Origin of the sequence: Psychrobacter vallis, from assembly GCF_904846715.1 — a bacterium.
Lineage (GTDB): Bacteria > Pseudomonadota > Gammaproteobacteria > Pseudomonadales > Moraxellaceae > Psychrobacter > Psychrobacter vallis.
In genome coordinates this window covers 60,319-86,047 of sequence record NZ_CAJHBU010000013.1, presented here as the reverse complement: position 1 = coordinate 86,047, position 25,729 = coordinate 60,319, and the positions used below count along the sequence as shown (strand labels likewise).

The window sequence follows — 25,729 nt, the reverse complement described above, 5'->3', positions numbered from 1 at the left end:
CTACGGGTCACCATCTAATCAGCTTAAAACTCTGAGGAAATGGTGTGATATTTAATCCTTATCTACTACAGCCCCAAAATCAATGTGATAGGAACTAGCGGAAGTGGTAAATCTACCTTTAGCCGTATGCTAGCGACAAAATTGAGACACCCATATCTTGAAATGGACGCAATGTTTTGGAAGCCTGATTGGCAAGAGTCCAGCGATGAAGAATTCTTCACTAAGCTTAAAAGCTTTTTGTCTCAGGATACTTGGGTTCTTGATGGTAATTATCATAGAACAGCTGAGATAAAATGGGCCAATATTGATCAGGTTATATGGATAGATTATTCGTTCTCTCGTACTGTTTATCAAGCGGTAAAACGCACATTTATTCGTTCAGTCACTAAAACTGAGCTTTGGGATAATACTGGTAATGTTGAGACATTCGCTAAGTCATTCTTTAGCCGTGATTCCATTATCGTCTGGACATTGAAGACCTATAAGCGCAACCGTATTCGTTACACAGAAATCTTTAACGATCCTAAGTATCATCATATAGAGTTTGTAAGGTTGAAAAGTCCTAAAATGGCCAAGGCTGATATAAACAGGCTATACACATCATAAAGTGTTTAAAAAATGAATGCGTGACAATTACCTTGGTTCTGCTTTATGTGCTAGCCAATAATTAATTAGACGTGTCATATGGTTTTAGCTGCCTTTGGAACTCATCATGAATGTAACTAATATAAAAGTGTTTGTCCCTAGTAAGGATTATGAAATCTCAAAGTCGTTTTATTCGGAAATTGGTTTTAAACCTAAGTTCGTAACAGATGATTTAACACTATTTCAAAATGGAGAATGTTTTTTATATCTGCAACGGTTTTATAATCAAGAATTGGCAGATAATTTTATGCTGCAAATCTGCGTGTCAGATATCGAAGAAGTGTTCGATATGTGCTCAAGTTCCAAGCATAAGACTAGAATTACACCGATTCAGCAAGAGGCGTGGGGCAAGGTTTTTTATTTGTGGGGTCCAGCGGGTGAATTGCTGCATATTACTGAGTTTGATAGTTAATAATAAGTTTTGCGAAGATAGATTTTGTGCAGGGCTTCGAACCAGCGGTAATTATAGGCGTTATTTTAGATCTGTATGTAAAGGATAGATTTATGAGCACTCAAAAAGTGGTACTTATCACAGGTGGTGGTCGGGGCATTGGTGCTGCCACAGCGAGGCTGTTTGCCAAGCAAGGTTACGCGGTGGCTATCAATTATAAATCTAATGCAGAAGCAGCCAACAAAGTGGCTGAGATGATTACTGCTGATGGTGGGAGGTGCATTACAATTCAGGCAGATGTCTCTTCTGAAGAAGACGTCATTCGCATGTTCTCCACCGTCGATAAAGAGCTGGGTAGACTATCCGTGCTCGTAAACAACGCTGGTATTTTGAAAAAACAATCCCGTTTAGAAGATATGACTGCCGACAGAATAAATGCCATACTTACAAACAATGTCACCAGCTATTTTTTGTGTTGTAGAGAAGCGGTGAAACGCATGTCTACTCGGCACAGCGGCTTAGGAGGGGTGATTGTGAATGTCTCTTCTGGAGCATCGCGCTCAGGCTCACCGAATGAATATATCGATTATGCGGCATCAAAAGGCGCTATTGATACTTTAACGAAAGGCTTATCATTAGAAGTTGCCGCTGAAGGTATTCGGGTTAATTGTGTCCGTCCAGGGCTGATTCATACTGATATGCATGCCGATGGCGGAGAGCCAGAAAGAGTAGAGCGATTACAGACGGTGATTCCACTACAAAGAGGCGGGCAGCCTGAGGAAGTTGCTGAAGCAATCTATTGGTTAGCTTCAGATAAATCTTCTTTTTCGACTGGAAACTTTTTAGATCTCACAGGTGGGTTGTAAGTGAAGTAAAGGGTTTGAGAGTACTGATAAAATAAATAGCACTTTTCTTTGTCTGAAATTTAGTAGTTATAGCCTTAATAATCTTTATTTGAGTATATTTTATAGAGTAGTGTAGGATATACTTAAGTTCAGTAACCAGACATAACCATTTCGGTTACTCCACTTTTAAAGGAGAAGTGTAATGGCTGTTAAACATACACCTACTAGTGAAATTCATAGTGGAACCAAAGGCGGGCATACTGGTTGTGGCTTTGATACTAAGCTACATCCCGACCATTGGGTTAATAGTTCGCAAAAAATTACCTGTGGCAAAAATGGATGTAAAAATTAATAACTCATTTTATACTTAGAATTTTACTAGACCTAGTCTCTCCTTGAACTTAGCAGTGAGGCATCGTTGCGCTAATGGTAGTGTGGTTCGCCCATGTGAGAGTAGGTCGTCATCAGCTCTCTATTTTAGATAAAGCCCCTTAACTTAATTGTTAAGGGGCTTTTCTTTTGGTTGGGGTTTTATTAATAGCTTTAATTGCTATATTTGTAGCACAATACTATATTAGAACTAGACCAATAATGGAGTGATAAATGTTAAAAGATATAAAGTTGAAATTTGGGCGTGCAGAAAATTTAGAACCTCAAATAATAAAAGCTATGCCTATAACAGTTTTTGTTGGCCCAAATAATTCAGGCAAAAGTAAAATACTATCGGAAATTCAACAATTCTGTATGAGTGGGAATAAGTTTGCTAGCGATGTAATTATTGAGAATATCGAGTTAGAGGGAATTGATGAAACTCTACTTGAATCGAAGATTGAATCACTAATTCTTGAACCTAATCCTAGTGAAGCTATTCATCCCGGTTATATTTTTGTTGGAAAAGGGCATATCAGACATCAAGTTCCTGAAGCTCAATTTAGGGAAGCTTTACTTACTCCTAATTTACAACCCACTAATACTTGTCAATGGTTTCTTTCTTACAATACTCTAATCCTTAATGGCAGTAATAGAATCAATCTAGTTAACCAACAAGATGCTGGAAATCTTCAACAACCACCTCACTCGAGTTTTCAAGTTCTATTTAGGGATGATGATAAAAGAAAGGAAGTTAGTCGAATAATTTATGAAGCTTTTGGACAATATTTAGTTATAGATCCTACAAACCTAGGGCAACTGAATCTTCGTCTATCAAAGGTTTCTCCCAAAGATACTATGGAAGAGAGAGGAATCCATCAGGAGGCCGTTGATTTTCATGCTAAAGCTCTACCCATATCTTTAGCAAGTGATGGTGTAAAAGCTTTTACTGGAATGGTAACTGAAATGATTGCTGGTGATCCCTCAGTACTATTGATGGATGAACCTGAAGCTTTTCTACACCCCTCACTCTCTTTTAAACTTGGAAAAGAAGTATCCCAAATCATGTCAGGGACTGATAAAAGGTTATTTGTAGCAACTCATAGCCCTAATTTTGTTATGGGGTGTATACAGTCGGGTGCTCCCGTAAACATTGTAAGGTTAACCTATAGAAATGATGTTGCCACAGCTAGGATTCTTCCTAACGAAGATATTTTGAAACTTATGAGAAATCCTCTGTTACGCTCAACTGGCGTTTTAAGTGGACTTTTTTATGAATTTGTTGTAGTCACAGAATCAGATGCTGACCGAGCATTTTATCAAGAAATTAATGATCGCCTTTTAAAAAGTGATGGTCAGAGAGGAATACCTAATTGTCTATTCATTCATGCCCAAAATAAGCAAACGGTTAAAACTATAATAAAACCTTTGCGTGAACTGGGTATTCCTGTTGCAGGAATAGTTGATATAGATGTTGTTAAAGATGGTGGTAGTGTATGGACAGGGTTTCTTGATAGTGGCTCTATACCTGAGTTAGAAAGACCATCTTTGGCTACTTTAAGACAAACCTTAAAGAAAAAATTTGAAGATTCAGGAAAGAATATGAAACTGGACGGAGGAATTCAAATTTTTTCTGGAGAAGATGCAGAAGCACTGCAAAACTTCTTTGATAAACTAGCAGATTATGGTTTATTTGTTGTACCTAATGGGGAACTAGAGTCATGGTTAACAGAGTTGTCTGCTTCAGGACATGGTCCTAATTGGCTTGTCGAAATTTTTGAGAAAATGGGTGAAGATCCTAATTCAAAAAACTATTTAAAGCCTAAAGATGACGATGTTTGGCAATTTATTGATTTAATCTCAACTTGGTTTTTGAATCCTAGAAGAAAAGGCATACCTAAATAGCAGCTAACATACCTTTAAAAATAAACAACAGCTAGCTTGACTTTCTCAATGCCAATTTAATCAATTAGTTTACGCCGTTTGACTAAGTACAGAAATTCTTTTTCTAAGGGTTTCTAAGTCTAAGAACTTACGTTCTAAATACCAAAGAGAACAATATGACCACTTCAAAAGTAACCTACCAAGGCGATTTGCGCACCACCGCCATCCACTTGCAATCAAACAATGAAATCATCACCGATGCGCCAACGGACAATCAGGGTAAGGGCGAGGCGTTTTCACCAACTGATTTGCTAGCGACCAGTTTGGCCAGTTGTATGCTGACAATCATCGGTATCAAAGCCCGTGACATGAAGATTGACCTTGCAGGCACCACGGCTGAAGTGACCAAAGTCATGGCCGCTGATCCAAGACGTGTGAGTGAAATCCATGTTATCGTGACGTTTAACAGTGAGCTTGATGATAGAACGCAAACCATATTTTATAACACCGCATTGACTTGCCCAGTAGCTAAAAGCATTCATCCTGATATCACACAGAACGTAACGTTCCGAACCGCTCGTGACCTCTAACGCTATGGCAAAGACCTTACTAATCGTCGCGCATGTGCCATCGCCCAACACTGAAAAGTTGGCGCAAGCGGCTTACAACGGTGCCAATCATCCTGATATCGATATCAATGTTATTCTCAAATCACCGCAAGACACGCAGCCAGAAGACGTATTGGCAGCTGATGCATTACTTTTAGGTACCACTGAAAACCTAGCCTATATGGCAGGGCTGACCAAAGACTTCTTTGATCGTTGTTATTATCCTGTGTTAGAGCAGAAGCAAGGGTTGCCATTTGCACTATACATACGTGCAGGAAATGATGGTACGGGTACCAAGCTTGCGATGAAGACAATTACGACGGGGCTACGTTGGTCATGGATTCAAGAGGCGCTGATCCTACAAGGCGAGTGGCAAGATAGCTTTACCGAGCAAGTAGAGGAACTTGCCATGACATTAGCCGCTGGCGTAGAGGCAGGTATTTACTAGTAGTGAGTTGTTTGGGCAATCACTAGGGCAATGTTTGATAATGCCCATCAATATTTTGCAATCGATGCCAAGAGCATAATAGACGGTTTGGAGAATAATAATGCAGAACGATAATCTAAATAGTAAAATTGATATTGCTGCATTGCCATTTTCGCAAGCGTGTGAGAACAACAAGCAGCCCATCTTAGAAGTATTACAAAGCGAGCTGCAAGGCTTTACGCATGTACTAGAGATTGGCTCTGGAACTGGACAGCATAGTATTTACTTTGCACCGCGTTTACCTGAGATAAAGTGGCAGACCAGCGATGTTATCAGCAATCATCCTCATATAAATGCTTGGCATAATGCTCATCCTGCGCCCAATCTATTTTTGCCGCTAGCGTTTGACTTGGATCATGACGTAGTACCTGTTAGCAGTCATTTAGATAGCAATCATTTAGACAAGCCTTATGATGCGTTATTTACGGCTAATACTTTACATATCATCAGTTGGGTTTTGGTCGAACGGTTATTTACATTGGCTAGTGATGCGCTACCTGTAGACGGCAAGCTAATTGTCTATGGCCCATTTAATGAGCATGGCAAATATACCAGTGAGGGGAACCAGCGATTTGATGCGATGTTAAGACAAGGCAATACTGACAGCGGCATCCGCGATAAAGAAGACATTGTCAGTTTGGCAAACGCACATCATCTACAACTCACTAATACATATGTAATGCCTGCCAATAATCAGCTATTGATATTTCAGAAACGTTAAGTTGTTAAAGCCTCAGAAAAAAAGACACCGCAATTGATCGTTATAAGATCTTGATTGAGGTGTCTTTTTATTTAGCGTTACTTATATGGTTACTGATATTTTTATACCGCTAGGCTATTTATATTCATCTGCCAAAAAATCTAAATAGCGTTTCCAAGAACGCTCATCAGCGCGAGCATCGTATCTATCGCTTCCGAACACGCTAAAGGCGTGTGGCGCGCCACTATAGGTGATCATCTCATGAGGTACATTGGCCGCTTCTAGCGTCTTACCCAAAGTAGCGAAGCTCTCGAGAGACACCGATTCGTCCGCAGAGCCGTGAAATACCAATATCTCGCCTGTGGTTTTGTCATAATTTTGACCCGTTGGGATATCAAAAGCACCGTGGAAAGGCACAAAGGCTTTTTGCTCAAAGCCAGATCTTGCAATCTCTAAAGCGACCGTACCGCCAAAGCAATAGCCCATCGTTACGCCATTACGGACATTATTACCTTGTTGCTGGCCCGCAGTTAAAGCGCTGGCAACGATGCGTCGCATCTTGTTCCGGTCATCATATAGGGCGCCGGTCAAACGTTTATTTTCTTCAACAGACGTAGGGCGAATGCCTTGCCCAAACATGTCTGCTGCCAATACGTTGTAGCCTTCTTCAGCCAACATGTCAGCGCGCTTGCGCTCATAGTCTGTGAGACCATCCCAATCATGAATCAGCAGGATAAAAGGGGCGTTCGGCTTATCGGCTTTGGCATAGTAGCCTTCGTAGGCTTGGTTATCTACTGTGTAGGTGACAGTTTTGGTCGTAATCGCGGCCGCCGTCTGGCTGACTGTGAGTGCTATTACACCTAATGACAAGTAAGTGAGTGAAGAGCGGATAGAAAGGACGCGCGTATTCAGAGGGAGTGAAAACATAAATAGCCTTATATTTTGAATTAGAAAAAAATAGTCGGCTACCGAAATCGCCCACTACTAGGACAGGTCATCATTGGCGGTTCACTATTTACACTCATTAGTTATGGACAACAGCTTTAAACAAATGGTGACAACCTATTACTGATAGTAGCATGGGCTCAAAGCAGCATGGCGTAAATTTTATACGTTAGATGCAAACATTAACCAAAAATCAACAAGGTTCGTCATGTTCCCTTCATTATTTTTGAGTACTATAATTTATTGATAAGTTTGCAAATTTCCATAAATTTAATAGTTATTATTTTTATAAACCAAGATAAGTTGCTTATACCGCTAAGCATTTATCTAATAGAGCGTTATGGATATGACGCAAAAAATTTCATTGGTTTTGCAATTATAAATTCATTCATCAGCTAGGATATCTTATGAAAAAGAATCTTGATAATACCGACCCCGCTAAAAACATGAATACCGAAATTGGCAATGGGGGCGAAACCCATCAGCGTGCCGCAGAAGATTCAAAAGTGTTAACCACTCAGCAAGGAGTGCCTATTTCTGACAATCAAAACTCTTTGAAAGCAGGACCACGTGGTCCTGCTTTGCTAGAAGATTTTGCTTTACGCGAAAAAATTACCCATTTTGACCATGAGCGTATCCCTGAGCGTGTAGTGCATGCTCGTGGTAGTGCTGCTCATGGTTATTTTGAGTTAACTGAATCATTAGCAGAATATACAACAGCCAATATCTTGACCGAAACTGGCAAGCAAACTCCTGTCTTTACCCGCTTTTCAACGGTTGCTGGTAACAAAGGCTCCAAAGACACACCGCGTGATGTACGTGGTTTCTCCACTAAATTTTACACAGATGAAGGCAATTGGGATTTGGTTGCTAACAACATGCCGATTTTCTTTATCCAAGACGCCATTAAATTTCCAGATTTAATTCACGCTGTAAAACCAGAGCCAGATCGCGGTTTCCCACAAGCGGCTTCTGCCCATGATACGTTTTGGGATTTTGTGTCACTAAGTCCTGAAACGATGCACAATGTCATTTGGTTGATGAGTGATCGTGCCTTACCGCGTAGCTTTAGTATGATGGAAGGCTTTAGTATTCACAGTTTCCGCTTGCTTAATAAAGAAGGTAAGAGTACGTTTGTGCGTTTCCATTGGAAACCAGTAGCAGGCGTACAATCACTTATTTGGGATGAAGCCGTAAAAATCTCTGGGGCGGATCCTGATTATAATCGCCGTGATTTGTTTGAAGCGATTGAGGCTGGTGATTTTCCAGAATGGCAACTTGGTGTTCAGTTATTTACGGAGGAAGAAGCTGATCAATTCCCGTTTGATCATTTAGACGCGACCAAACTGATTCCAGAAGAGACTGTACCAGTAAAAATCATTGGTAAAATGGTACTGAACCGTTACCCTGACAATTTCTTCTCAGAAACTGAGCAAGTGGCATTCTGTCCATCGCACGTACCACCTGGTATCGATTTCAGTAACGATCCTTTATTGCAAGGTCGTTTGTTTAGCTACCTAGACACGCAGTTGTCACGCTTAGGTTCGCCAAACTTTGCGCAGATTCCAATCAATGCGCCAAAATGTCCGTTTGCCAATAATCAGCAAGATGGCCATATGCAAATGCGTGTGCCAAAGACTCGTGTCTTATATGATCCACAGAGTCTTGATCCAGAAAGTCCGCGTGAAAGTGAAGAAAAAGGCTTTAAGTCATTTAATGAAAAGTTGGATGATGGTGTTAAAGGTCGCGTAAGAGCTGAGAGCTTTGCCGATCATTATAGCCAACCACGTATGTTCTATCGTAGCCAAACGCCAGCAGAGCAAGCCCATATTGCAACCGCTTACACCTTTGAATTGAGTAAAGTAGACACGCCGTATATTCGTACTCGTATGTTGGGTCACTTACGTCAGATAGATGAAGAGTTGGCAAATCGTGTGTCTAAAGCGCTTGGCATGGAATTGCCAGAACCTGCTAATGCGGCGGCACCTGTACAAGATTTGGCATTATCAGAACCGCTACAAACGATTGGACGTACGCCCAAAACGCTAAAAAGCCGTATGATTGGTATTTTGGTAGCAGAAGGCTCAAATCATAGCGAAATTAAGAAGTTTGAAGAAGCAGCGCTTAAAGAAGGGGCACGAGTGAAAATTGTCTCACCGAGCAAAGAAGTGGTGTTAGATGATGGCACACGTATTCAGGCTGATGAGCGTGTATCAGGTGGCCCTTCAGTGCTATTTGATGCGGTAGTAAGTATTATCATGCCAGATCAAGCCAAAAAAATGGCTAAAGACAGTGCGACGCTAGATTGGTTTAATGACGCTTATGTACACTGTAAAGCAATTGCTTATTGCGGTGCGACAGATGAATTCATCTTAAGTAAACTACCAGTTGAAAAAGATGCTTTCGTTACCCCATTAGCAGATTTGGATAGCTTTATCGAAAATGCCAAACAGCGTCTGTGGGAGCGTGAACCAAAGGTACGTGATTTGGCGTAACTTATGAATCCATAAGGTTTATTTTGAACACGAAAAACCCAGCCTAAGTGCTGGGTTTTTTTATGGACAAAAATTTTTCGTAAGATATTGAGATGACAATTGGATAAATAAATAATAGTCACAAGCGTTCACTGAAAAGGATTTATTTCGGATTGATCAACGTTATACTAAAAATATAAATACGATCTAGTCAGGGACGATGAATGAGTTTATGTGAAATTGTACGTTTAGAGGGATATATCCAAAGTACGTATCTGGCGGTCTATCCTGACAAAATCCTATTATTAGATGGCGGTTGCCATCCTGATGTGGCGATGGTGCTAAATTATATTGCAGTTAATTTGCAAAGACCAGTAACGGATCTAAAAGTAGTCATGGTCACTCATATGCATCCAGATCATGCAGGTGGCGCTCATAAATTCAGGGAACAAACAGGCTGTCTGGTGGTCTCAGCTGATAAACAACATCAGTGGTACAGTGGGTTTGGTGGCCGAGCCATGCATCTTGTGGATATCAATCTTGCGCATTACGTAGCGAAACGTCAAGGCCGATCATCCAAGAATCTATATTATCCAGCGCATCTCAAACCTGATGTTAAGGTCAAAGATGGTGACGTTGTACCAGAGTTTGATGAATGGCAGGTGCTTGAGACGCCAGGACATACAGACCGCGATTTGTCTTTGTTTCATGTACCCAGTCGGCAAGTATATACGGCTGATTTGATTATCAAACTGCGTCATAAGTTCGTTGCGCCTTTTCCCATTTATGACCCTAAAGTGTATATCGAGTCCCTACAACGCATAAAACGCTTGAACCCTTCTAACGTCATGATGGCGCATGGCGGTGAGCTGGCGATAGATGAAGCAACTTTTGATAGTCTAATTATCCAAGCACCAAAGCACCCACGCACGATTAAGGATACCATTAAGCATAAACTACTGTGGCGAAGAAATGCTGATCTTAGTATGTTTAAACGGAATCGTAAAAAATAAAGTAAACCTTTAAACAAAAAAAAGCCCAGTCAATTAAATGACTGGGCTTTCTAAAAATGGTGGGCCGACCGCGACTCGAACGCGGGACCAATTGATTAAAAGTCAACTGCTCTACCAACTGAGCTATCGGCCCTGAAGAGCGTATAAAAAAAGCACTGCTTTTTTAGCTCTGCAAGTGAATTTACATGTTCGTAAATTCGGTGAAGTTTTCTAGAAGAAAGCTTCTATAAACTTTGTTACTTATTACGCCAATACCTGATAGGGCAATGTACACAACAAGCGCACTACTGAAAATGGTGGGCCGACCGCGACTCGAACGCGGGACCAATTGATTAAAAGTCAACTGCTCTACCAACTGAGCTATCGGCCCTGAGTGAGGATAAAACAAAGCACTGCTTTGTCCGAGTGCAAGAGAATTTATATTTTCTTAAATTCTAAAAACACTGTATCCAAACTAGGTTTGCATTTACTGCAAGTTAAATTTCCTTAAAAGGAAATTTATTAAAACCAGACATCTAAAAAATGTCTCAAACTTAATTTTTTATATATTGAGTTATCAATAGTAAAAAATACATTAAGCTTGCTTCAACGTTTAAAGCATTTGTATCCCTAAACGTGAGAGCACATTATATATATTATTATGACAATTACAACCCCGAATTTGAAAAAAGTACAAATCTTCGGTAAAAATCTATAATTTTTCAAAATTTCACTGTGGTTTCATGCAAAGTATTGAGCATTTTGCTTACACGTATTAGAAATGGCTGCTTAATCTCTAGACAGTGCTTCCACAGGATCCAATTTGGCAGCATTACGTGCTGGCAAGAAACCGAAGACGATACCAATCAGCGTTGAGCAAACAAACGCTGCAATGATAGAGGTTGACGAGTAGATCACTTGAAAGCTGTCACCGCCCACACGGTTGATGAGTTCACCGATAGCAAATGCTAAGCCAATGCCAATTAACCCTCCTAACACACAGACCAAAATGGCTTCAATCAAAAATTGCTGCATGATGTCGTTTTGGCGTGCACCGACAGCCATGCGTACGCCAATCTCATTGGTGCGCTCGGTGACTGATACCAGCATAATATTCATCACGCCGATACCGCCGACGACCAAAGAGATAATAGCAATAGATGAGATTAATAACGTCATTGCCGTGGTAGTTGATTCAATAGTTTGGCGAATGGAGTCTGAGTTAGTGATACGAAAATCATCGGTGCCATGACGGCTTTCGATCAATTGATAGATAGCAGATTCAGCAGCGGTAGAGGAGATGTTATTATCAATCAGTGCAACAAAGCTTTCAATATTGGAGCCGCCTATGATACGTGACATCATCGTCGTATAAGGCATGTACAAGGTTGGTGTATCGACACTTCTACCAAAGCCACCAGTATTAGGTGCAAGGACACCTATGATGCGTCCTGGTACGCTACCGATCAACACCACCTCACCGATGGGGTCGGGATTATCTGGAAAAAAGGTTTTTTTGGCATTGTCATCAATGATGATGTCTTGTGTTCGGCGTAATATGCTTTGCTCATTAAAACCTTGACCTCGTATCAGTGTTTCACCACTGACACTCAGGTATTCTTCACCGACGCCACTGATGCTGGCTGCTTCTTGGATGTTGCGATAACGCACATCCAAATTGGTATCAAGCTGAGGACTGACACTGAGGACATAAGGCTGATCGGCAACCGCTTGCGCATCTTGCGGTGTCAAATTGTCATCGTTATATTGCCGTCTTGGATCTCCATAAGGATAGCCATCACGAACGGTAATGGTATTGGTGCCAAGCGAGCTGATATTAGAAAGTATTTGCGCCTGTGAGCCTTTTCCAAGCCCTACTACTGAGACGACTGAGGCAATACCAATAATAATACCCAGCATGGTCAAAAGGGTACGCATTTTATGAGCGCGCATCGCTAGCAAAGACATTTTAAAGGCTTCAAGCAGACGATCGATAAAGCTGCTAAAAACACTTTTACGATTGTTGTCTAAAATGGGCTCAGGTTGTACATGGTTTGGTTTATAATTATCGTTTTTATAATCGGCAATCACGTAGCCGTCTTTGAGTTCAATCACACGTTCGGCTTGCGCCGCAAGCCCGGGATCGTGGGTGACCATAATAATAGTATGACCTTGAGCGTTTAGGTCATACAAAATTTTCATAACATCTTCGCCAGACTTGCTATCAAGTGCCCCTGTTGGCTCATCCGCTAAGATGATATCGCCACCGTTCATGAGCGCACGGGCGATAGACACACGCTGCTGCTGACCACCTGAGAGCTGGTTCGGACGATTATTGACTTTTTCGCCCAAGCCCAAATCTGTTAATAGTTTTTCGGCACGCTCGTTACGGGCTTGTCCATCCATACCAGCATACACGGCGGGGACAGAGACATTGTCTCGCGCACTGATATCGCCAAGCAAATGGTAACGCTGAAAAATAAAGCCAAAATGCTCACGGCGCAGTTTGGCCAGCTCATCGGCGTCTAAGCGACTGACTGACTGTCCATATACTTTATATTCACCAGCAGTTGCCTGATCTAGGCAACCTAAGATATTCATCAAGGTCGATTTGCCAGAGCCTGACTGACCAATGATGGCGACCATTTCGCCTTGGTTGATGGTCAGATTGATATCATGGAGCACCCGAATGGTTTGTTCACCAGCTTTGAACTCTCTTATTAGCCCTTTGACTTCCATCAATGGGGTATCTGCTGCGATAGTAGGGCTGGGGTCTAGGGTATTCATTTGCGCTGCTGCCTATATCAATACTGATTACATAATTGCTTTTGTCAAATTGAGTAGATACTTATTGATTAAGATACATACTCAATTTTTGTGATTAAGCGTTAAAAAGGTCTACCACCTTTGCTGCCCTGTCCTTTTTCTGGACTTTCTTCGCTTAATATCACTTCATCGCCTTCATTTAAACCACTCAAAACCTGTACATTGACGCGGTTATTGATACCCGTTGTGACTACTTGTTCCACTACTTGACCATCTGCTTTTAGGACACGTACTTTGGCTGTTTTTGTGTTTGAATTATCATTGGTAGCAGCAGTCTTATCAGCTCTATCTATAGGTTGTAGGGCCGCAGCAGGGATAAGTAAGGCGTCTTTTGCTTGATCGATGACAATATAAACCTGTGCGGTCATATCAATACGAAAGCGTCGTTCAGTATTGGGTACTTCGATATAGCCGACATAGTAAATTGCAGAATCGGTAGAGCTGGTATCACTGATTACTTCGGGGGCAGGTTCGACGGCCTTGAGAACAGAATCGAACTTCTGATCAGGATTGCCAATGATATTGAAATAAACCGGCATCCCAGCATTGACGTTGATAACGTCAGCTTCGGAGATTTGTGCGTTGATACGGACAGTAGACAAATCGGCCAATGTAACGATGGTTGGCGCGGTTTGATTGGCGTTGACTGTGGTGCCTTGCTCAGTGGTAATCGATACCACTGTACCTGATATCGGTGCACGGATAGTGGTGTAGCTGAGATCTTCTTCGGCAGTACTGACGTTGGTCTGTGATTTGCGTAGCGCCGCTTGTTGGCTATTGATATTGGCGTCGGCGGTAGCAATGGCTGCTTTAGCGGTATCGATAGCAGCACGTGCGTTGGCGACAGCCGCTTTGGCGGTTTCTACGCTGGTCGCTTGAGTGTCGTACTCTTGCTGGGATATTGCGTCAATGGCGACCAAAGACTGCAAACGAGTAAAGTCCGACTGCGCTTGTTTGAGCTCAGACTGGCGGCTGGCAAGATCGGCATACGCGCTCTTAAGGCTGGCTTGACGGCTCAATGCTTCTGCTTGCGCGCTTTGAATCGCAGCAACGCTTTGCTCAAGGCTGGCTTGCTCATTGCTTAAGTTGTTTTTTTGCGTGACTTGGTCGATTTGGGCAATCAGGTCGCCTTGCTGCACTTCATCACCAACCTCAACGTAAAGGCGTTTTACTTCACCTGACACCTGAGCACCGACATCAACGGTATTGAGTGCTTTGACTTTACCAGACGCCATCACGTTATTTTCGATGTCACCAATTTCAGCTTTGGCAGTCAAATAGTTAGGGGTGACTTCTTCTGGTTTTAAGAAAGTATAGGCCAAAGCCCCTAGTGCTATGATAACTAAGGCAATAACGCCCCATTTAATAGCAGATTTTTTGCTCATTTTGCGCATGACAACTATCCAATCACAATTAACTCAAGTGTAGCTATAGTAGAGACTTCACAGGCAAAAGGGAATGGTAATTAGTTTAAGAAAGGTTAAGGCAAAGTCGGGGCAGTAAAAGTATAGAAGGAAAATGGAAATGAGAGAGCAAGTCAGAATAGAGAATAAAAGGAAAAGGATGATTGATGTTTATCGGCTAGCAAACAAACGTTTTCCTGCCAGCTCAAGCGCTGCCTGTAATAATAGCTCCCACGCTGGCTGGCGAATGAGGCCTTTGATGGCTTGGTCACAGCGATAAAGTAGGGCAGGCCATTCTTGAGTTTGCGCATTTGAATACCGGCGGCAAGCTTGTTGATACAGTCCTTGTTTGCTGCGCCAGATACCAAGCGCTTGCGGGTCTTGTCCATCCATCAACTGTATAATTTGACGCATGTCTTTACTGATTGCCCAAAGGACTAATGTGGTTGGCTCACCTGTGGCTTTGAGCTGAAAAATGATTTTGGCGACTTGTGCGCTGTTGCCTGCGAGCATGGCATCAGACAAGTCAAAGACACTAAATTGCGCATCACTGACCAGCGCGGCTTGTAAATCGTTAATATCCAACACCACGTTTGTCGCAGGCTGTGTCAGCTGATTTGTGTGCTGAAACGAGTCGTCATTGTTACCAACTAACTGCGGGGCAAATAAATAGGACAGTCGCCACAATGTCTGATATGCACTTAATAAGTGGTGTTCGGTATGTGACATAAGCAACTGCCAAGCCTCTTGAGACAGCTTTAGCCCAAACTGCTGGGCTTGTATTTGTAATAACTGCTGGCGTTGCTGCTCGTTGTATAAATTACAGTCAATCACGTGACCATATTGAGCAAATGGCGCAAACCATTTACTGCTTTGCGCACGGCGATCTTGCTTAGGTGTTAACCATAACAAACTGTGACTGTGTGCCCCTGTTTGTGCATCCTGTACAAAACGTTCTAACGCTTCGATAACGGCTTTGTCCGGTTTATGATTGCCTGTTACGATTAGTGCGCTGGCATCATCAAATAAAGATTGGCTGCCAAGCTCCGATAGCACTTCTTGCCAACTCTTAACCGATATCAGCTCTATACGCTTGATTGCGTAATTTTGCGCGCGCCAATGTGGCCGCATGGCATCGATAAGCCATTGACTCAGTAAGGGTTCATCACCATGTGCCAGCCACAAGCCAGCTACTGCAACGGAAGGCTGTAGTAGTTTTGGATAGGCCTGTATAAAGGTATCTTGCATAGACTCATAAGACACAAGTTAATGGGAGTGAGTAACGTAACGCGTTTATTTTGAACGGCCTATACGTTAAGGAGTTGGCACCACTACTGCTGTTGAGGCGGAGCCGTTACCAGTAGGTATGGATTTGCTAGCGCCATTCGATGTCACTTTAGGTAAAGAGATGGCGACATACTGATCAGTAATACGGCGCGCTAAGCTGTCATAAAGCCAATCGCGGATTTGGTCGCCTTGTTGATCATCAGTATTTACCGATGCTTCATTATATTGATAACTGCGCTCGACTTGGATAGCGTTGCTTAGTGTCATTGGTTTGCCATTCTCTATCGTTTGGTAATTGACATCAGCTGACAGTACTAAGCGGATTTCTGTCAAAACACCAACCAGCTCATAACGCCTAAAACGGACATTATTGATAGTGATAGCGGCAACGGGCGCAGCACCAGCTTGTTGATTGTTATTGGCAACGTCAGCCACAGTCATATTATCAATGACATCGACACCCAATGTTTCTAAGCTGCGCGTTAATGGTAGCTTCAGCGGAAACGAAGTACGATTGTCTTCGATAATCACTGCTGTTTTGGCGACATTAAGTAGCATCGGAGCGTCATAGCCACGTAACTGAAAACCGCAACCACTCAGACCCGCTGTTGCACCCAGCACTGCAAACATGGGTAAAGCTGCAAGTAGCGCTTTTGCTAGTTTTGGTACGTTCGACTTTTGAGTAAGACGGGTGTGTTTGCTTAATCTGGCTTGATGTGACTGCCCAGCTCGATGTTTATTCAACATAAACGCTATCCTTATATGATAAAAAGGCCTAGCACAGACGCGTACTAAGCCTAAAAGATCTAGCCTACAACCACGATATTAACCAGTTTATTAGGGACGACGATTTCTTTTTTGATCTCGCCAGTAATGAACTTCGCCACACTCTCCATCGTCCGAGCTTGTATTTTTAATTGCTCAGGATCGCTATTCGGTGCCACATCCATTTTGCCGCGCATTTTACCATTGACCTGCACGACCATCGTAATAGTATCTTGTACCAGCGCACTTTCGTCAACGGCTGGGTAGCTCAATGCCAAGGTATCAAGTCCTAGCTGCTCAAGTAAATGCTCGCCAACGTGCGGGGCATATGCCGATAGCATAATGAGCAAGTTGACCAGCGCCTCGTGTTTTACTTGCAACGCTTGCTCGCCATTTTCGTTAAAGCCAGTCAGCTCATTGGCAAGCTCCATGAGGCTCGATACTGGCGTGTTCAATGCCAAACGCTCACCCAAATCCTTATCAATTTTTGCAATGGTTTCATGCGTCTTGCGACGTAGGTTTTTCGCTTCTTTGCTCAAGTTTTTAGTATCAAACGAGCTATGATTTAGCATGTTTAACGGCATACCTGCACTTGCCAATGCTTGGACATGATCGCTGGCAATGCGCCAGACTTTTTTCACAAAGTTATAAGGGCCTTTTAAAGCATCATCTGACCATTCTAGCGTTTGATCCGCAGGGGCGGTAAATAGCGTGTATAGACGAACCGTATCAGCACCGTATTTATCAATGGTTATCTGTGGATCAACGCCATTGTTTTTTGACTTGGACATTTTTTCGATTTTACCAATCGTCACGGGCTGACCATCCAGCTTTAAGAGAGCTTTGATCGGTTGTCCGCGCTCGTCATAGTCAATATCGATGTCTTCTGCAAAATAATAGGTGGTACTGCCATCGGCATTGACACGGTAAAAAGTACCAGCGAGTACCATACCTTGAGTCATTAGGTTGGCAAATGGCTCATCGCCTGTGACTAAGTTTTCGTCACGCATGAGCTTATGGAAGAAACGGGCATACAAGAGGTGCATCACGGCGTGTTCTACACCGCCAACATATTGATCGACGGGCAGCCATTTGTTGGCAGCCGATTTGTTGACCATGTTTTGTGCATCATTTGGACTGGCAAAGCGTGCGTAGTACCAGCTCGATTCAACAAAAGTGTCAAAGGTATCGGTCTCACGCTCAGCAGGATTGCCACATTTCGGACACGTGGTGTTCACAAATTCTGGCAAGTTTTTGAGTGGGTTACCACGACCGTCAGGGACGACATCAGTCGGTAAGACGACTGGCAAGTCTTGCTCTTCGACAGGGACTGTGCCGCAATGCTCGCAGTTAATCATTGGGATAGGACAGCCCCAATAACGCTGGCGCGATACACCCCAATCACGCAAGCGATACTGGATTTTTTTCTTAGCCAGCTGTTTAGGTTCAAGTTTGGCCAGCATGGCTTCAAATGCTTGCGCAAAATCCAATCCGTCGAATTCACCTGAGTTTACTAAGATATTACGTTCGGTATAAGCGAGGTTGGCCTGAGTATCATTCGCTTTGGCATCTGCCTCTATCTCGTCAAAATACCCATCAGGAATATCGATAACTTGCTTAACAGGTAAGTTATATTTGACCGCAAACTCATAATCACGTTCGTCATGGGCAGGAACCGCCATAACCGCGCCTGAGCCATAACTCATGAGTACATAGTTGGCAACCCAAACAGGCACTTCTTCACCTGTGAGTGGATGAGTCACGGTGAGACCTGTATCCATACCGATTTTTTCGGCTTTGGCCAAATCTGCTTCAGCGACCGAACCTTTTTTGCAAAGCGCACAGAATTGCGCAATCACTTCATCGTTCTCAGACGCGTACTGGGCGAGTGGATGCTCTGCTGCGACGGCGACATAAGTCACCCCCATCAAGGTATCAGGACGCGTGGTGAACACATCTAAAGTATTTTCTTGGCCAGCCAGCTCATAAGAAAAATGCACCTCCATACCTGCACTACGACCAATCCAGTTACGCTGCATGGTTAGCACTTCAGATGGCCAATGACCCTCTAACTGATCTAAATCATCGAGTAGCTCATCGGCATAATCAGTGATGTTGAAGTAATACATAGGGATGTCACGTTTTTCGACTGGAGCACCACTACGCCAGCCTTTACCGTCGATGACTTGCTCATTGGCTAAGACCGTATTGTCGATCGGATCCCAGTTAACCGTGGCAAGCTTTTTGTAAACCAAGCCTTTTTTGTATAACTGCAAAAACAACCACTGCTCCCACTGATAATACTCAGGACTACAGGTGGCAAATTCACGTGACCAGTCGATTGACAAGCCTAGTAATTTAAGCTGTGCGCGCATGTTGTCAATGTTAGCAAACGTCCATGCAGCAGGCGGGGTTTGGTTGGCAATCGCGGCGTTTTCTGCTGGCAGGCCAAAACCATCCCAGCCCATTGGTTGCATGACTTCATAGCCTTTGAGGCGATAGTAACGGCTTAAGACGTCAGATATCGTATAGTTACGCACGTGACCCATGTGCAGCTTGCCACTTGGATAAGGGAACATCGACAGCATGTAACGACTTGGCTTGTCGCTTGGCTCATTACCCACTTCATAGCGCTTGTCGTTTGCCCATTTGTCTTGCTGCGCGGCTTCTATCGCTTGCGGGTTATAATAATTGTTTTCTGATTGGTCTGCTGTCACGGCATTGCTCATAGTCGGCTCGAAATTGGTTGATACAGATAAAAAATAGGTGGAATTTGACAATGCCATAGCATAGCGTAATTTGGCGAAAATTGCGACGATATGATGACTTTGCTTATGAGGTTTACCGCTTAGCAGTGGCTCATTAGGAGTGACGCAAAATTGATAAGCTGTTTCGTCCATTCAGACTTGGGTATAATCAAGCAGACAATAATCGTTATCAAGGAGTTTCCATGACCATCACCATTTACGGTATCAAATCTTGCAGCACGATGAAAAAAGCCTTTACCAAGCTAGACGAGCTAGGTGTTAGCTATGAGTTTCATGACTATAAGAAACAAGGCATCGATAAAGAAACGGTACAGCGCTGGGTAGAGGAATTGGGTATTGATAAAGTGCTCAACAAACGCGGAACAACATGGCGCAAGCTAGATGACAGTCAAAAGCAGGCGGCTGATGCCAGCATCGATCACGCCATTGATTTGCTGGTCGAAAATACCAGCATGATTAAGCGCCCTATAGTAGAAGGTCAACTTGACGATAAAAATCAGAGTCAATCCATACTTTTATGCGGTTATGATGAAGCGGTGTTTGACACAACCTTTCAATAAATAAAAAATATCATAAATAATCAACTGTTACTTTTGCTCATTATCACTTATGCTGTTTTTATTAGAATTAAGTTTGGTTTTAATGATAATCAAAAACAAGGATAAGACGATGAAAAAAGTACTAATAATGGCTGCCCTTGCAGCTACGCCTTTGATGGTCACAAGCGTACAAGCAGCTGATACCTCTACCAAAATCACTTTTGCAAAAGACAGTTATTGCGGTAATTTCACAGGCAATATCAAGAACGGGAAAGAGTTTCGTTTGTGGCTCATGCCAGAGCAGAACTTAGTCATTCGTAATGTGGGCGATGATCAGATCAACGTCGCTTATGTGACCGGGCCCAATGGGCGTTTGACTGGTGATCGTTATGATAACGAAAACTCTTATTTTGTTCAGCGTAAAGGCAATCACCATATGAAAGTATATGGCAATAGCAGTCATAGCTCGGTAGAGTTTTGCGCGTATTAAACCCTCTGATAGAATCGTAATAAAACCTGAGTTTAGATCAATCTAAACTCAGGTTTTATTGCACCTAAAATAAACCAAACGACGCTGGCTAGCCAAATAATAAGTACATACAAACGAATTTGTTCTGCATTCCAATCTAGCGCAAACCACTCAATGAGAAAAAATGATTTCCAGCCTTCCACCCATCTTGCGCCACCATAGCCAATAATCCACCAGCAATACAAACTTTCTAGTATAAAAAGCAGACACCATAGCCACAATGCCATTTTTTACTCCTACGCTAGCTCAATGTAGAATCTAAATCACGACTGATGAGCGTACCGACCCCTTCATTGGTGAAAATCTCAAGTAACGTGGCATGAGGGACACGGCCATCGACGATAACGGCACTTTTGACGCCGCCACGAACGGCATCAAGCGCACATTGAATTTTAGGAATCATACCACCTGAAATCGTACCGTCTTCGATTAAACTGTCAACTTTCTTTGGCGTGAGTCCAGTGACTACTTCTCCATCACGGCCCAGTACCCCTTTGATATTGGTCAACAGCATAAGTTTTTCTGCTTGCAAAAATTCAGCCACTTTACCCGCGACCAAATCCGCGTTGATGTTATAGGTGTTGCCCTCGCTATCAACCCCAAGCGGCGCGATAACGGGAATAAAGTTCGAAGAGATAAGCATGTTAATCACGTCTTTATTGACACTGACCACATCACCGACGAATCCCAAATCGACAGGAACAGCAATACCGTCTGCGCCGATTTTTTCCATCATTAATTTTTTGGCGATAATTAAGTTGGCATCTTTACCTGTGAGGCCAATAGCACGGCCACCGTGTTTGTTGATTAAGCTGACGATAGACTTATTGACGCTACCGCCCAAAACCATCTCTACGATATCCATGGTGCGTTTGTCAGTGACGCGCATACCATCGATACGATCAGATTGACGTCCCAGCTCTTTTAGTAAATTGTCGACTTGTGGGCCGCCACCATGTACAACGACTGGATGCATACCAACGGTTTTTAACAAGACAATATCGCGCGCAAACGAGCTTTCAAGCTCAGGATCAGTCATGGCATTACCGCCGTATTTGACCACGATAAGTTTGTCAACGAAACGTTGGATGTAAGGTAGGGCGGTGGTTAATACCTCAGCGGTGATTTTGGCGTCATCTAAATTCAGTGTCATTACAAGCTCCTAAGGTATGTTTTTTTATATGATAATTTTTGCAGTATGATTTATAAACAATCGATTGTCAGAATAGGCTTATTCAGCAGGCATAGTAGCGATTTGCCTTGCCAATTTTTTATCAAAGTGGTGACATAGCGCCGCAAATTTTGCTTGTATCTCTTTGAGATCCTCTAAAGTGTCACCAGCAAAGCGGGCAGTCAGTTTGTGGCTGGTGTTTGATTGACGCAGTACCCCAAAACCGTTTGCAAAATCTAAACGTACCCCATCAATACAGCTCAGCTTTGTTCCTACTGGCAGTAAATATCTGGCTTGTTCGAGTGTTATGCGTTGTCTGTTTGCTGAACAACGACAGAGTGAGGGCAAACCAGTCTGTATCAAGTCATCGTCAGCGTCCTCTTCGACAGCCATTTCCACAAGTTTGCGTAAATACTGACAAAGTCTGCTCAGCTGCTCGACGAAAGAGCAGTCACTTTCAGGGATTGTTGGCATTGGTAGATAGTGGTCAGCAGTATTCACCATGGCTGGTAAGCAGTGCGTAATATCAGTGAGAGATCTTTTGCCATTACCATTGATATCGTCAGCAGCAGCCAACCAGTGCAACAGGCGTAATGCGGCATACATTGCATCATCATAAATAATAAAGCGCTGATCATTAAATATGAAATGCCCTGACAGCTCACCGGCAAAGAGAATCTGACTGTCAGCGTGCTGCATCTGTTGACGCATAAAGCTGCTACCCGTTTTACTTATCACGGGGACCGTGCCAAGCTCAGACAGCAGTTTTGGCAAATGATGGGAGCACTTAATATCAAAGAGGATTTGTGACGTTAATGATGAGTCAGTTAAGGGTGTAGGACGTTCAGCCAGCGCCACTTGTGCTAATAAATACAGTAAATGATCGGCAATGACCACGCTACCGCTATTGTCAACGACCATCAAGCGATCGCCATCACCATCAAAGGCAATACCTATGTCTGCCTGATGATGAAGAACGCTCTGCTGTAACTGTCTAAGGCGGTAAGGTTCAGTTGGATCAGGATTGCCAAAGGGGAAACTGCCATCTGCTGTGTCGTTGAGCATGATGATTTGCCTGCAAAAACGATCAAATAAACGCTGGGCGATATTGCTGGTAGCACCATGCAGACAATCAATCACCACGACCAAATCAAGTCTGTTAGAAGATGAATAATTATTTGAATGTGGTTTATGAGTCGGATAAATTTGCCGAAACACTTGCACGATGGCATCGATATAAACCTCGATGACTTGCTCACCAGATATGTCGTTCTGATTGGTCGGCACAGGAATATCAAGCGTGTTTAACGGCGTATCTTGAGCGTTGCGTTGGCTGTGTGAATAATTATCGGTCAGTTGCTGATACAGTAATTGAATCTCGCTGCTATTAGGAGACTTATGATTGACCAGCCATTTAATACCTAAGATATCTTTAGCAGAATGACTGGCCGTTACAACGATACCATGACCTTGATATTGCTCTGCCCAAAAAGCCATCATTGGGGTGGTGATTAATCCCAATTGGATGACTTGTAACCCATGTTGAGTCAGTATATTTGTTAGTGTCTGAGCAATGGCGTCACTCCCAAAGCGCATATCATAGCCGATCACGACGATGGTTGTATCCGTGTTTTTGCCTGTATGGTTGTTGAGGCTGTCATTTTGCGTGGTTGCACTGTTTTTTACATCACTATCTTCAAGGTGGTAATTGGCCACCCGATAAAGGTGAGCAAAAGCATTGCCCACGGCATATACAAAATCGGTAGTAAAATGCTGGCGCGACCCGCGAATATCATAAGCACGAAATAAGCATTGCTGCGCAGCAAAAGACGGCATTGCTTATTCTCCTTACTCTTGTGATTATGTTATGAAGGTTATTGTGAATGAAGTTATCGTGGTTAAGGGCATGTTCTTAATTCAATTGATGCCCTTTTAATCGATAGTCCTCAAAAAACAGTGTCTACTGACGACCAGAATGACCAAAACCGCCCGCCCCGCGAACGCTCTCATCACTAAATTCTGAGACGACTTCAAATTCAGGACGGGCAACAGGAACCACAATATACTGCGCCATGCGTTCAGCTGGATTCAGTACAAAGTCTTCCTCACTACGATTCCAAATACTGACCATCAGCTCACCTTGATAATCGGCATCAATCAGCCCAACCAAATTGCCCAAAACGATACCATGCTTATGACCAAGACCTGAGCGCGGCAAAATCATACCAGCATAATTTGGATCTTGAATATAAACGGCAAGACCTGTGCCTATTAAGTGTGTTGCACCCGCTTTAATCGTTAAAGGCGCATCGATGCAAGCGCGTAGATCAATACCTGCGCTACCATCAGTGGCGCGAGTAGGGAGAGAAAAGGCTTTATCTTCGGTGATTTTAGGGTTCAAAACTTTGACTTGTACAGCTTGCATAACGCACTCACTTAACGATTTAGAGGTTTTATAAATTAATGTGATTTAATATTTTTGTATAAATAGCACTTTTATATTTTAATTGAGTATTTATCAACGGGTATTCAGTAATTTGGCATTCAATTAAAGTATCAATATACTGGCTAAGCCCAAAAACGACATAAAGCCGACAATGTCAGTCACCGTGGTGAGAATGACTGAGGCCGATAAGGCAGGGTCAATATCCATGCGTTTAAGCATCAAAGGAATGCTAATGCCTGAAACATTGGCAGCGGTCATATTAATGGCAATGGCAAAGCCAATCACTGTACTGATTTTGATGTCATGAAACCACAATTGGGCAATAAATGCCATGATTATCGCCCATATGATACCGTTTATCGCGCCGACCCACAGCTCTTTATTGAGTAGCCATACTCGGTTGGAACCACCGATTTGACCCATAGCCATACCGCGGATGACGACGGTAAGCGTCTGTGAGCCTGCAATACCGCCCATACTGGCGACGACAGGCATCAATATTGCCAGTGCCACGACTTGTGCCAATACTTCCTCAAACTGACCAATCACCGCTGCCGCCAATAGTGCGGTGCATAAATTGATACCCAACCAAACGCTACGACTTTTGGCACTGGTCAAAATAGGGGCAAACAGCTCTTCGTCCTGACTGACACCCGCAAGGTTTTTCATCGTGCTATCGACATCATCTTGGATAATCTCCATGATGTCTTCGCCATTTAACTGACCAACCAGCTCGCCATGACTGTTAATGACAGGTGCGAAGCGAATGTCTTCTGAACGAAAAATCGCGGCGGCATCTTGGATGTCTAACCGATCATTGATAGTGATGGCCGTATCGATCAGCTCGGAAACCAAGGTGCTTTGGTCATGTTTAATTAAGTCAACCAGACTCAATAACCCGAGTAACTGCTGGCTTTGATCGACCACCAATAGCTCTTGGCTTTCATCATCAAGTAACTCGTCATTTTCTCGCAGCCAATTTTGTACTTCTGCCAGACTAATATCTTCTCTAACCTGAATGAGGTCAGGATCCATATAGCTACCGACTTCCCAATCTTCATAGGTGTCGAGTTTATTGACCTGAACACGAGTCTCTTCATCTAGGGTTGCCATGACAGAGGTACGTACGCTCTCGGTCACGGTATCTAAAATCTCAGAGATGTCTTGGGCATCAAGATCTTGGGTGAATAAAGAGATTTCCTTTGAGGAGATATTCTCCATCAATGGCTGGCGTGTATCGTACTCTAGCTCAGCAAGTACTTCACCCTTGATGTTTTCCGGTACTTGCTCCCAGATCAGTAGACGGTTTTGGGTCGGGAAGGACTCTAATAGGTTGGCAATCTCATATTCCGACTGCTTTGCTAAAAACTCAGTAATGGCCTCATACGCCTTATCAGCAACCAAACCTTGCAAGTACAGTAGTTTATATTCGGCACTATATTCTGCCGGATTATAGTCTCCTGGTAGCGTAGAGGGGCGTTCCTGATCAGGAGTAGGCATAAAGGGTTCCAAAGTTTTCAAAAATATAAATAATAGCAAATGGTGAAACGCTGGGTTATCGCCTGCTTAGTTATAATCAATCCTAAATAAAGTGGATACACGACATCATGACGCAGGGCTGCTACAAATTTTTCTTGTTTGCTGTGCCTGCGCAG

General features: G+C 43.1%; 23 protein-coding genes and 2 tRNA genes. 12 read left to right on the top strand and 13 right to left on the bottom strand.

The window, feature by feature from the left end; translation table 11 throughout:
• The first annotated feature begins 171 nt into the window (after positions 1-171).
• From JMY02_RS09480 to JMY02_RS09445, 8 genes are all read left to right on the top strand, one after another.
• The gene (locus JMY02_RS09480) at positions 172-606 is read left to right on the top strand and encodes a P-loop NTPase family protein (RefSeq protein WP_406947753.1); all 435 of its coding nucleotides are present in this window, start codon (positions 172-174) and stop codon (positions 604-606) included.
• A 106-nt stretch (positions 607-712) separates the two neighbouring features.
• Entirely contained in the window at positions 713-1,057 is a 345-nt protein-coding gene (locus JMY02_RS09475) for a VOC family protein (protein WP_201597527.1), read from the top strand.
• Positions 1,058-1,149: 92 nt separating this feature from the next.
• Positions 1,150-1,902, top strand: a complete 753-nt coding sequence (locus JMY02_RS09470) for an SDR family oxidoreductase (protein WP_201597526.1) — start codon at positions 1,150-1,152, stop codon at positions 1,900-1,902.
• A 181-nt stretch (positions 1,903-2,083) separates the two neighbouring features.
• Positions 2,084-2,233, top strand: coding sequence for a hypothetical protein (locus tag JMY02_RS09465; RefSeq protein WP_201597525.1), 150 nt, complete (start codon positions 2,084-2,086; stop codon positions 2,231-2,233).
• 251 nt (positions 2,234-2,484) lie between these two features.
• The gene (locus tag JMY02_RS09460) at positions 2,485-4,155 is read left to right on the top strand and encodes an ATP-dependent nuclease (protein WP_201597524.1); all 1,671 of its coding nucleotides are present in this window, start codon (positions 2,485-2,487) and stop codon (positions 4,153-4,155) included.
• Between the two features lie 155 nt (positions 4,156-4,310).
• Complete coding sequence (locus JMY02_RS09455; RefSeq protein ID WP_201597523.1) at positions 4,311-4,724, top strand: OsmC family protein; 414 nt, start codon at positions 4,311-4,313, stop codon at positions 4,722-4,724.
• A gap of 4 nt (positions 4,725-4,728) precedes the next feature.
• Positions 4,729-5,190, top strand: a complete 462-nt coding sequence (locus JMY02_RS09450; RefSeq protein ID WP_201597522.1) for a flavodoxin family protein — start codon at positions 4,729-4,731, stop codon at positions 5,188-5,190.
• A 100-nt stretch (positions 5,191-5,290) separates the two neighbouring features.
• Complete coding sequence (locus JMY02_RS09445; RefSeq protein WP_201597521.1) at positions 5,291-5,950, top strand: DUF938 domain-containing protein; 660 nt, start codon at positions 5,291-5,293, stop codon at positions 5,948-5,950.
• A 114-nt stretch (positions 5,951-6,064) separates the two neighbouring features.
• On the opposite strand, the gene JMY02_RS09440 is transcribed toward JMY02_RS09445, so the two are convergent.
• Entirely contained in the window at positions 6,065-6,856 is a 792-nt protein-coding gene (locus JMY02_RS09440) for a dienelactone hydrolase family protein (RefSeq protein ID WP_201597519.1), read from the bottom strand.
• A gap of 425 nt (positions 6,857-7,281) precedes the next feature.
• Between JMY02_RS09440 and JMY02_RS09435 the strand changes: the two genes are divergently transcribed.
• Together JMY02_RS09435 and JMY02_RS09430 are read left to right on the top strand one after the other, a co-directional pair.
• Positions 7,282-9,369: a catalase gene (locus JMY02_RS09435; protein ID WP_201597517.1), complete on the top strand. Its 2,088-nt coding sequence runs from the start codon at positions 7,282-7,284 to the stop codon at positions 9,367-9,369.
• Between the two features lie 203 nt (positions 9,370-9,572).
• Entirely contained in the window at positions 9,573-10,361 is a 789-nt protein-coding gene (locus JMY02_RS09430) for an MBL fold metallo-hydrolase (protein WP_201597515.1), read from the top strand.
• Positions 10,362-10,418: 57 nt separating this feature from the next.
• On the opposite strand, the gene JMY02_RS09425 is transcribed toward JMY02_RS09430, so the two are convergent.
• From JMY02_RS09425 to leuS, 7 genes are all read right to left on the bottom strand, one after another.
• A tRNA-Lys gene (locus JMY02_RS09425) sits at positions 10,419-10,494 on the bottom strand.
• Between the two features lie 161 nt (positions 10,495-10,655).
• A tRNA-Lys gene (locus JMY02_RS09420) sits at positions 10,656-10,731 on the bottom strand.
• Positions 10,732-11,129: 398 nt separating this feature from the next.
• On the bottom strand, positions 11,130-13,127 hold the full coding sequence (locus JMY02_RS09415) for a MacB family efflux pump subunit (protein ID WP_201597508.1): 1,998 nt from the start codon (positions 13,125-13,127) through the stop codon (positions 11,130-11,132).
• A gap of 101 nt (positions 13,128-13,228) precedes the next feature.
• Positions 13,229-14,560 (bottom strand): efflux RND transporter periplasmic adaptor subunit, encoded by a 1,332-nt coding sequence (locus JMY02_RS09410; protein ID WP_201597507.1) that lies wholly within the window; start codon positions 14,558-14,560, stop codon positions 13,229-13,231.
• Between the two features lie 180 nt (positions 14,561-14,740).
• Positions 14,741-15,817 carry a DNA polymerase III subunit delta gene (gene holA / locus JMY02_RS09405; protein WP_201597503.1) on the bottom strand — a complete coding sequence of 359 codons (1,077 nt, stop codon included), beginning with the start codon at positions 15,815-15,817 and terminating at the stop codon, positions 14,741-14,743.
• A 66-nt stretch (positions 15,818-15,883) separates the two neighbouring features.
• Positions 15,884-16,603, bottom strand: a complete 720-nt coding sequence (locus tag JMY02_RS09400; RefSeq protein ID WP_201597501.1) for an LPS-assembly lipoprotein LptE — start codon at positions 16,601-16,603, stop codon at positions 15,884-15,886.
• A 59-nt stretch (positions 16,604-16,662) separates the two neighbouring features.
• A complete protein-coding gene (gene leuS, locus JMY02_RS09395; RefSeq protein ID WP_201597499.1) occupies positions 16,663-19,350 on the bottom strand; it encodes a leucine--tRNA ligase in 2,688 nt (895 codons plus the stop codon).
• Positions 19,351-19,571: 221 nt separating this feature from the next.
• On the opposite strand from leuS, the gene JMY02_RS09390 reads away from it, so the two are divergent.
• Both JMY02_RS09390 and JMY02_RS09385 read left to right on the top strand, forming a co-directional pair.
• Positions 19,572-19,949, top strand: a complete 378-nt coding sequence (locus JMY02_RS09390; RefSeq protein WP_201597495.1) for an arsenate reductase — start codon at positions 19,572-19,574, stop codon at positions 19,947-19,949.
• A 109-nt stretch (positions 19,950-20,058) separates the two neighbouring features.
• Complete coding sequence (locus JMY02_RS09385; RefSeq protein ID WP_201597494.1) at positions 20,059-20,418, top strand: hypothetical protein; 360 nt, start codon at positions 20,059-20,061, stop codon at positions 20,416-20,418.
• A gap of 32 nt (positions 20,419-20,450) precedes the next feature.
• Here JMY02_RS09385 and JMY02_RS09380 read toward each other — a convergent pair whose 3' ends face one another.
• The 5 genes from JMY02_RS09380 to mgtE all read right to left on the bottom strand — a co-directional run bounded on the left by JMY02_RS09380 (position 20,451) and on the right by mgtE (position 25,574).
• Positions 20,451-20,684, bottom strand: coding sequence for a hypothetical protein (locus tag JMY02_RS09380; RefSeq protein ID WP_201597493.1), 234 nt, complete (start codon positions 20,682-20,684; stop codon positions 20,451-20,453).
• A 14-nt stretch (positions 20,685-20,698) separates the two neighbouring features.
• Complete coding sequence (argB, locus tag JMY02_RS09375) at positions 20,699-21,610, bottom strand: acetylglutamate kinase (RefSeq protein WP_201597491.1); 912 nt, start codon at positions 21,608-21,610, stop codon at positions 20,699-20,701.
• Between the two features lie 78 nt (positions 21,611-21,688).
• Complete coding sequence (locus tag JMY02_RS09370) at positions 21,689-23,464, bottom strand: phosphohexomutase domain-containing protein (RefSeq protein ID WP_201597489.1); 1,776 nt, start codon at positions 23,462-23,464, stop codon at positions 21,689-21,691.
• Between the two features lie 124 nt (positions 23,465-23,588).
• Positions 23,589-24,053, bottom strand: a complete 465-nt coding sequence (gene dut / locus JMY02_RS09365; RefSeq protein WP_201597487.1) for a dUTP diphosphatase — start codon at positions 24,051-24,053, stop codon at positions 23,589-23,591.
• Positions 24,054-24,176: 123 nt separating this feature from the next.
• Entirely contained in the window at positions 24,177-25,574 is a 1,398-nt protein-coding gene (gene mgtE / locus JMY02_RS09360) for a magnesium transporter (protein WP_201597485.1), read from the bottom strand.
• Between the last annotated feature and the right edge of the window lie 155 nt (positions 25,575-25,729).

Excerpts from the sequence above, each read along its gene's own strand:
- JMY02_RS09400 (WP_201597501.1), bottom strand. The coding sequence starts at position 16,603 with ATGTTGAATAAACATCGAGCTGGGCAGTCACATCAAGCCAGATTAAGC.
- JMY02_RS09480 (WP_406947753.1), top strand. The coding sequence starts at position 172 with ATGTTTTGGAAGCCTGATTGGCAAGAGTCCAGCGATGAAGAATTCTTC.
- JMY02_RS09450 (WP_201597522.1), top strand. The coding sequence starts at position 4,729 with ATGGCAAAGACCTTACTAATCGTCGCGCATGTGCCATCGCCCAACACT.
- JMY02_RS09390 (WP_201597495.1), top strand. The coding sequence starts at position 19,572 with ATGACCATCACCATTTACGGTATCAAATCTTGCAGCACGATGAAAAAA.
- leuS (WP_201597499.1), bottom strand. The coding sequence starts at position 19,350 with ATGAGCAATGCCGTGACAGCAGACCAATCAGAAAACAATTATTATAAC.
- argB (WP_201597491.1), bottom strand. The coding sequence starts at position 21,610 with ATGACACTGAATTTAGATGACGCCAAAATCACCGCTGAGGTATTAACC.
- JMY02_RS09385 (WP_201597494.1), top strand. The coding sequence starts at position 20,059 with ATGAAAAAAGTACTAATAATGGCTGCCCTTGCAGCTACGCCTTTGATG.
- dut (WP_201597487.1), bottom strand. The coding sequence starts at position 24,053 with ATGCAAGCTGTACAAGTCAAAGTTTTGAACCCTAAAATCACCGAAGAT.
- JMY02_RS09440 (WP_201597519.1), bottom strand. The coding sequence starts at position 6,856 with ATGTTTTCACTCCCTCTGAATACGCGCGTCCTTTCTATCCGCTCTTCA.
- JMY02_RS09455 (WP_201597523.1), top strand. The coding sequence starts at position 4,311 with ATGACCACTTCAAAAGTAACCTACCAAGGCGATTTGCGCACCACCGCC.
- JMY02_RS09465 (WP_201597525.1), top strand. The coding sequence starts at position 2,084 with ATGGCTGTTAAACATACACCTACTAGTGAAATTCATAGTGGAACCAAA.
- JMY02_RS09430 (WP_201597515.1), top strand. The coding sequence starts at position 9,573 with ATGAGTTTATGTGAAATTGTACGTTTAGAGGGATATATCCAAAGTACG.
- JMY02_RS09370 (WP_201597489.1), bottom strand. The coding sequence starts at position 23,464 with ATGCCGTCTTTTGCTGCGCAGCAATGCTTATTTCGTGCTTATGATATT.
- JMY02_RS09380 (WP_201597493.1), bottom strand. The coding sequence starts at position 20,684 with ATGGCATTGTGGCTATGGTGTCTGCTTTTTATACTAGAAAGTTTGTAT.
- JMY02_RS09415 (WP_201597508.1), bottom strand. The coding sequence starts at position 13,127 with ATGAATACCCTAGACCCCAGCCCTACTATCGCAGCAGATACCCCATTG.
- JMY02_RS09445 (WP_201597521.1), top strand. The coding sequence starts at position 5,291 with ATGCAGAACGATAATCTAAATAGTAAAATTGATATTGCTGCATTGCCA.
- holA (WP_201597503.1), bottom strand. The coding sequence starts at position 15,817 with ATGCAAGATACCTTTATACAGGCCTATCCAAAACTACTACAGCCTTCC.
- JMY02_RS09410 (WP_201597507.1), bottom strand. The coding sequence starts at position 14,560 with ATGCGCAAAATGAGCAAAAAATCTGCTATTAAATGGGGCGTTATTGCC.
- JMY02_RS09435 (WP_201597517.1), top strand. The coding sequence starts at position 7,282 with ATGAAAAAGAATCTTGATAATACCGACCCCGCTAAAAACATGAATACC.
- mgtE (WP_201597485.1), bottom strand. The coding sequence starts at position 25,574 with ATGCCTACTCCTGATCAGGAACGCCCCTCTACGCTACCAGGAGACTAT.
- JMY02_RS09460 (WP_201597524.1), top strand. The coding sequence starts at position 2,485 with ATGTTAAAAGATATAAAGTTGAAATTTGGGCGTGCAGAAAATTTAGAA.
- JMY02_RS09475 (WP_201597527.1), top strand. The coding sequence starts at position 713 with ATGAATGTAACTAATATAAAAGTGTTTGTCCCTAGTAAGGATTATGAA.
- JMY02_RS09470 (WP_201597526.1), top strand. The coding sequence starts at position 1,150 with ATGAGCACTCAAAAAGTGGTACTTATCACAGGTGGTGGTCGGGGCATT.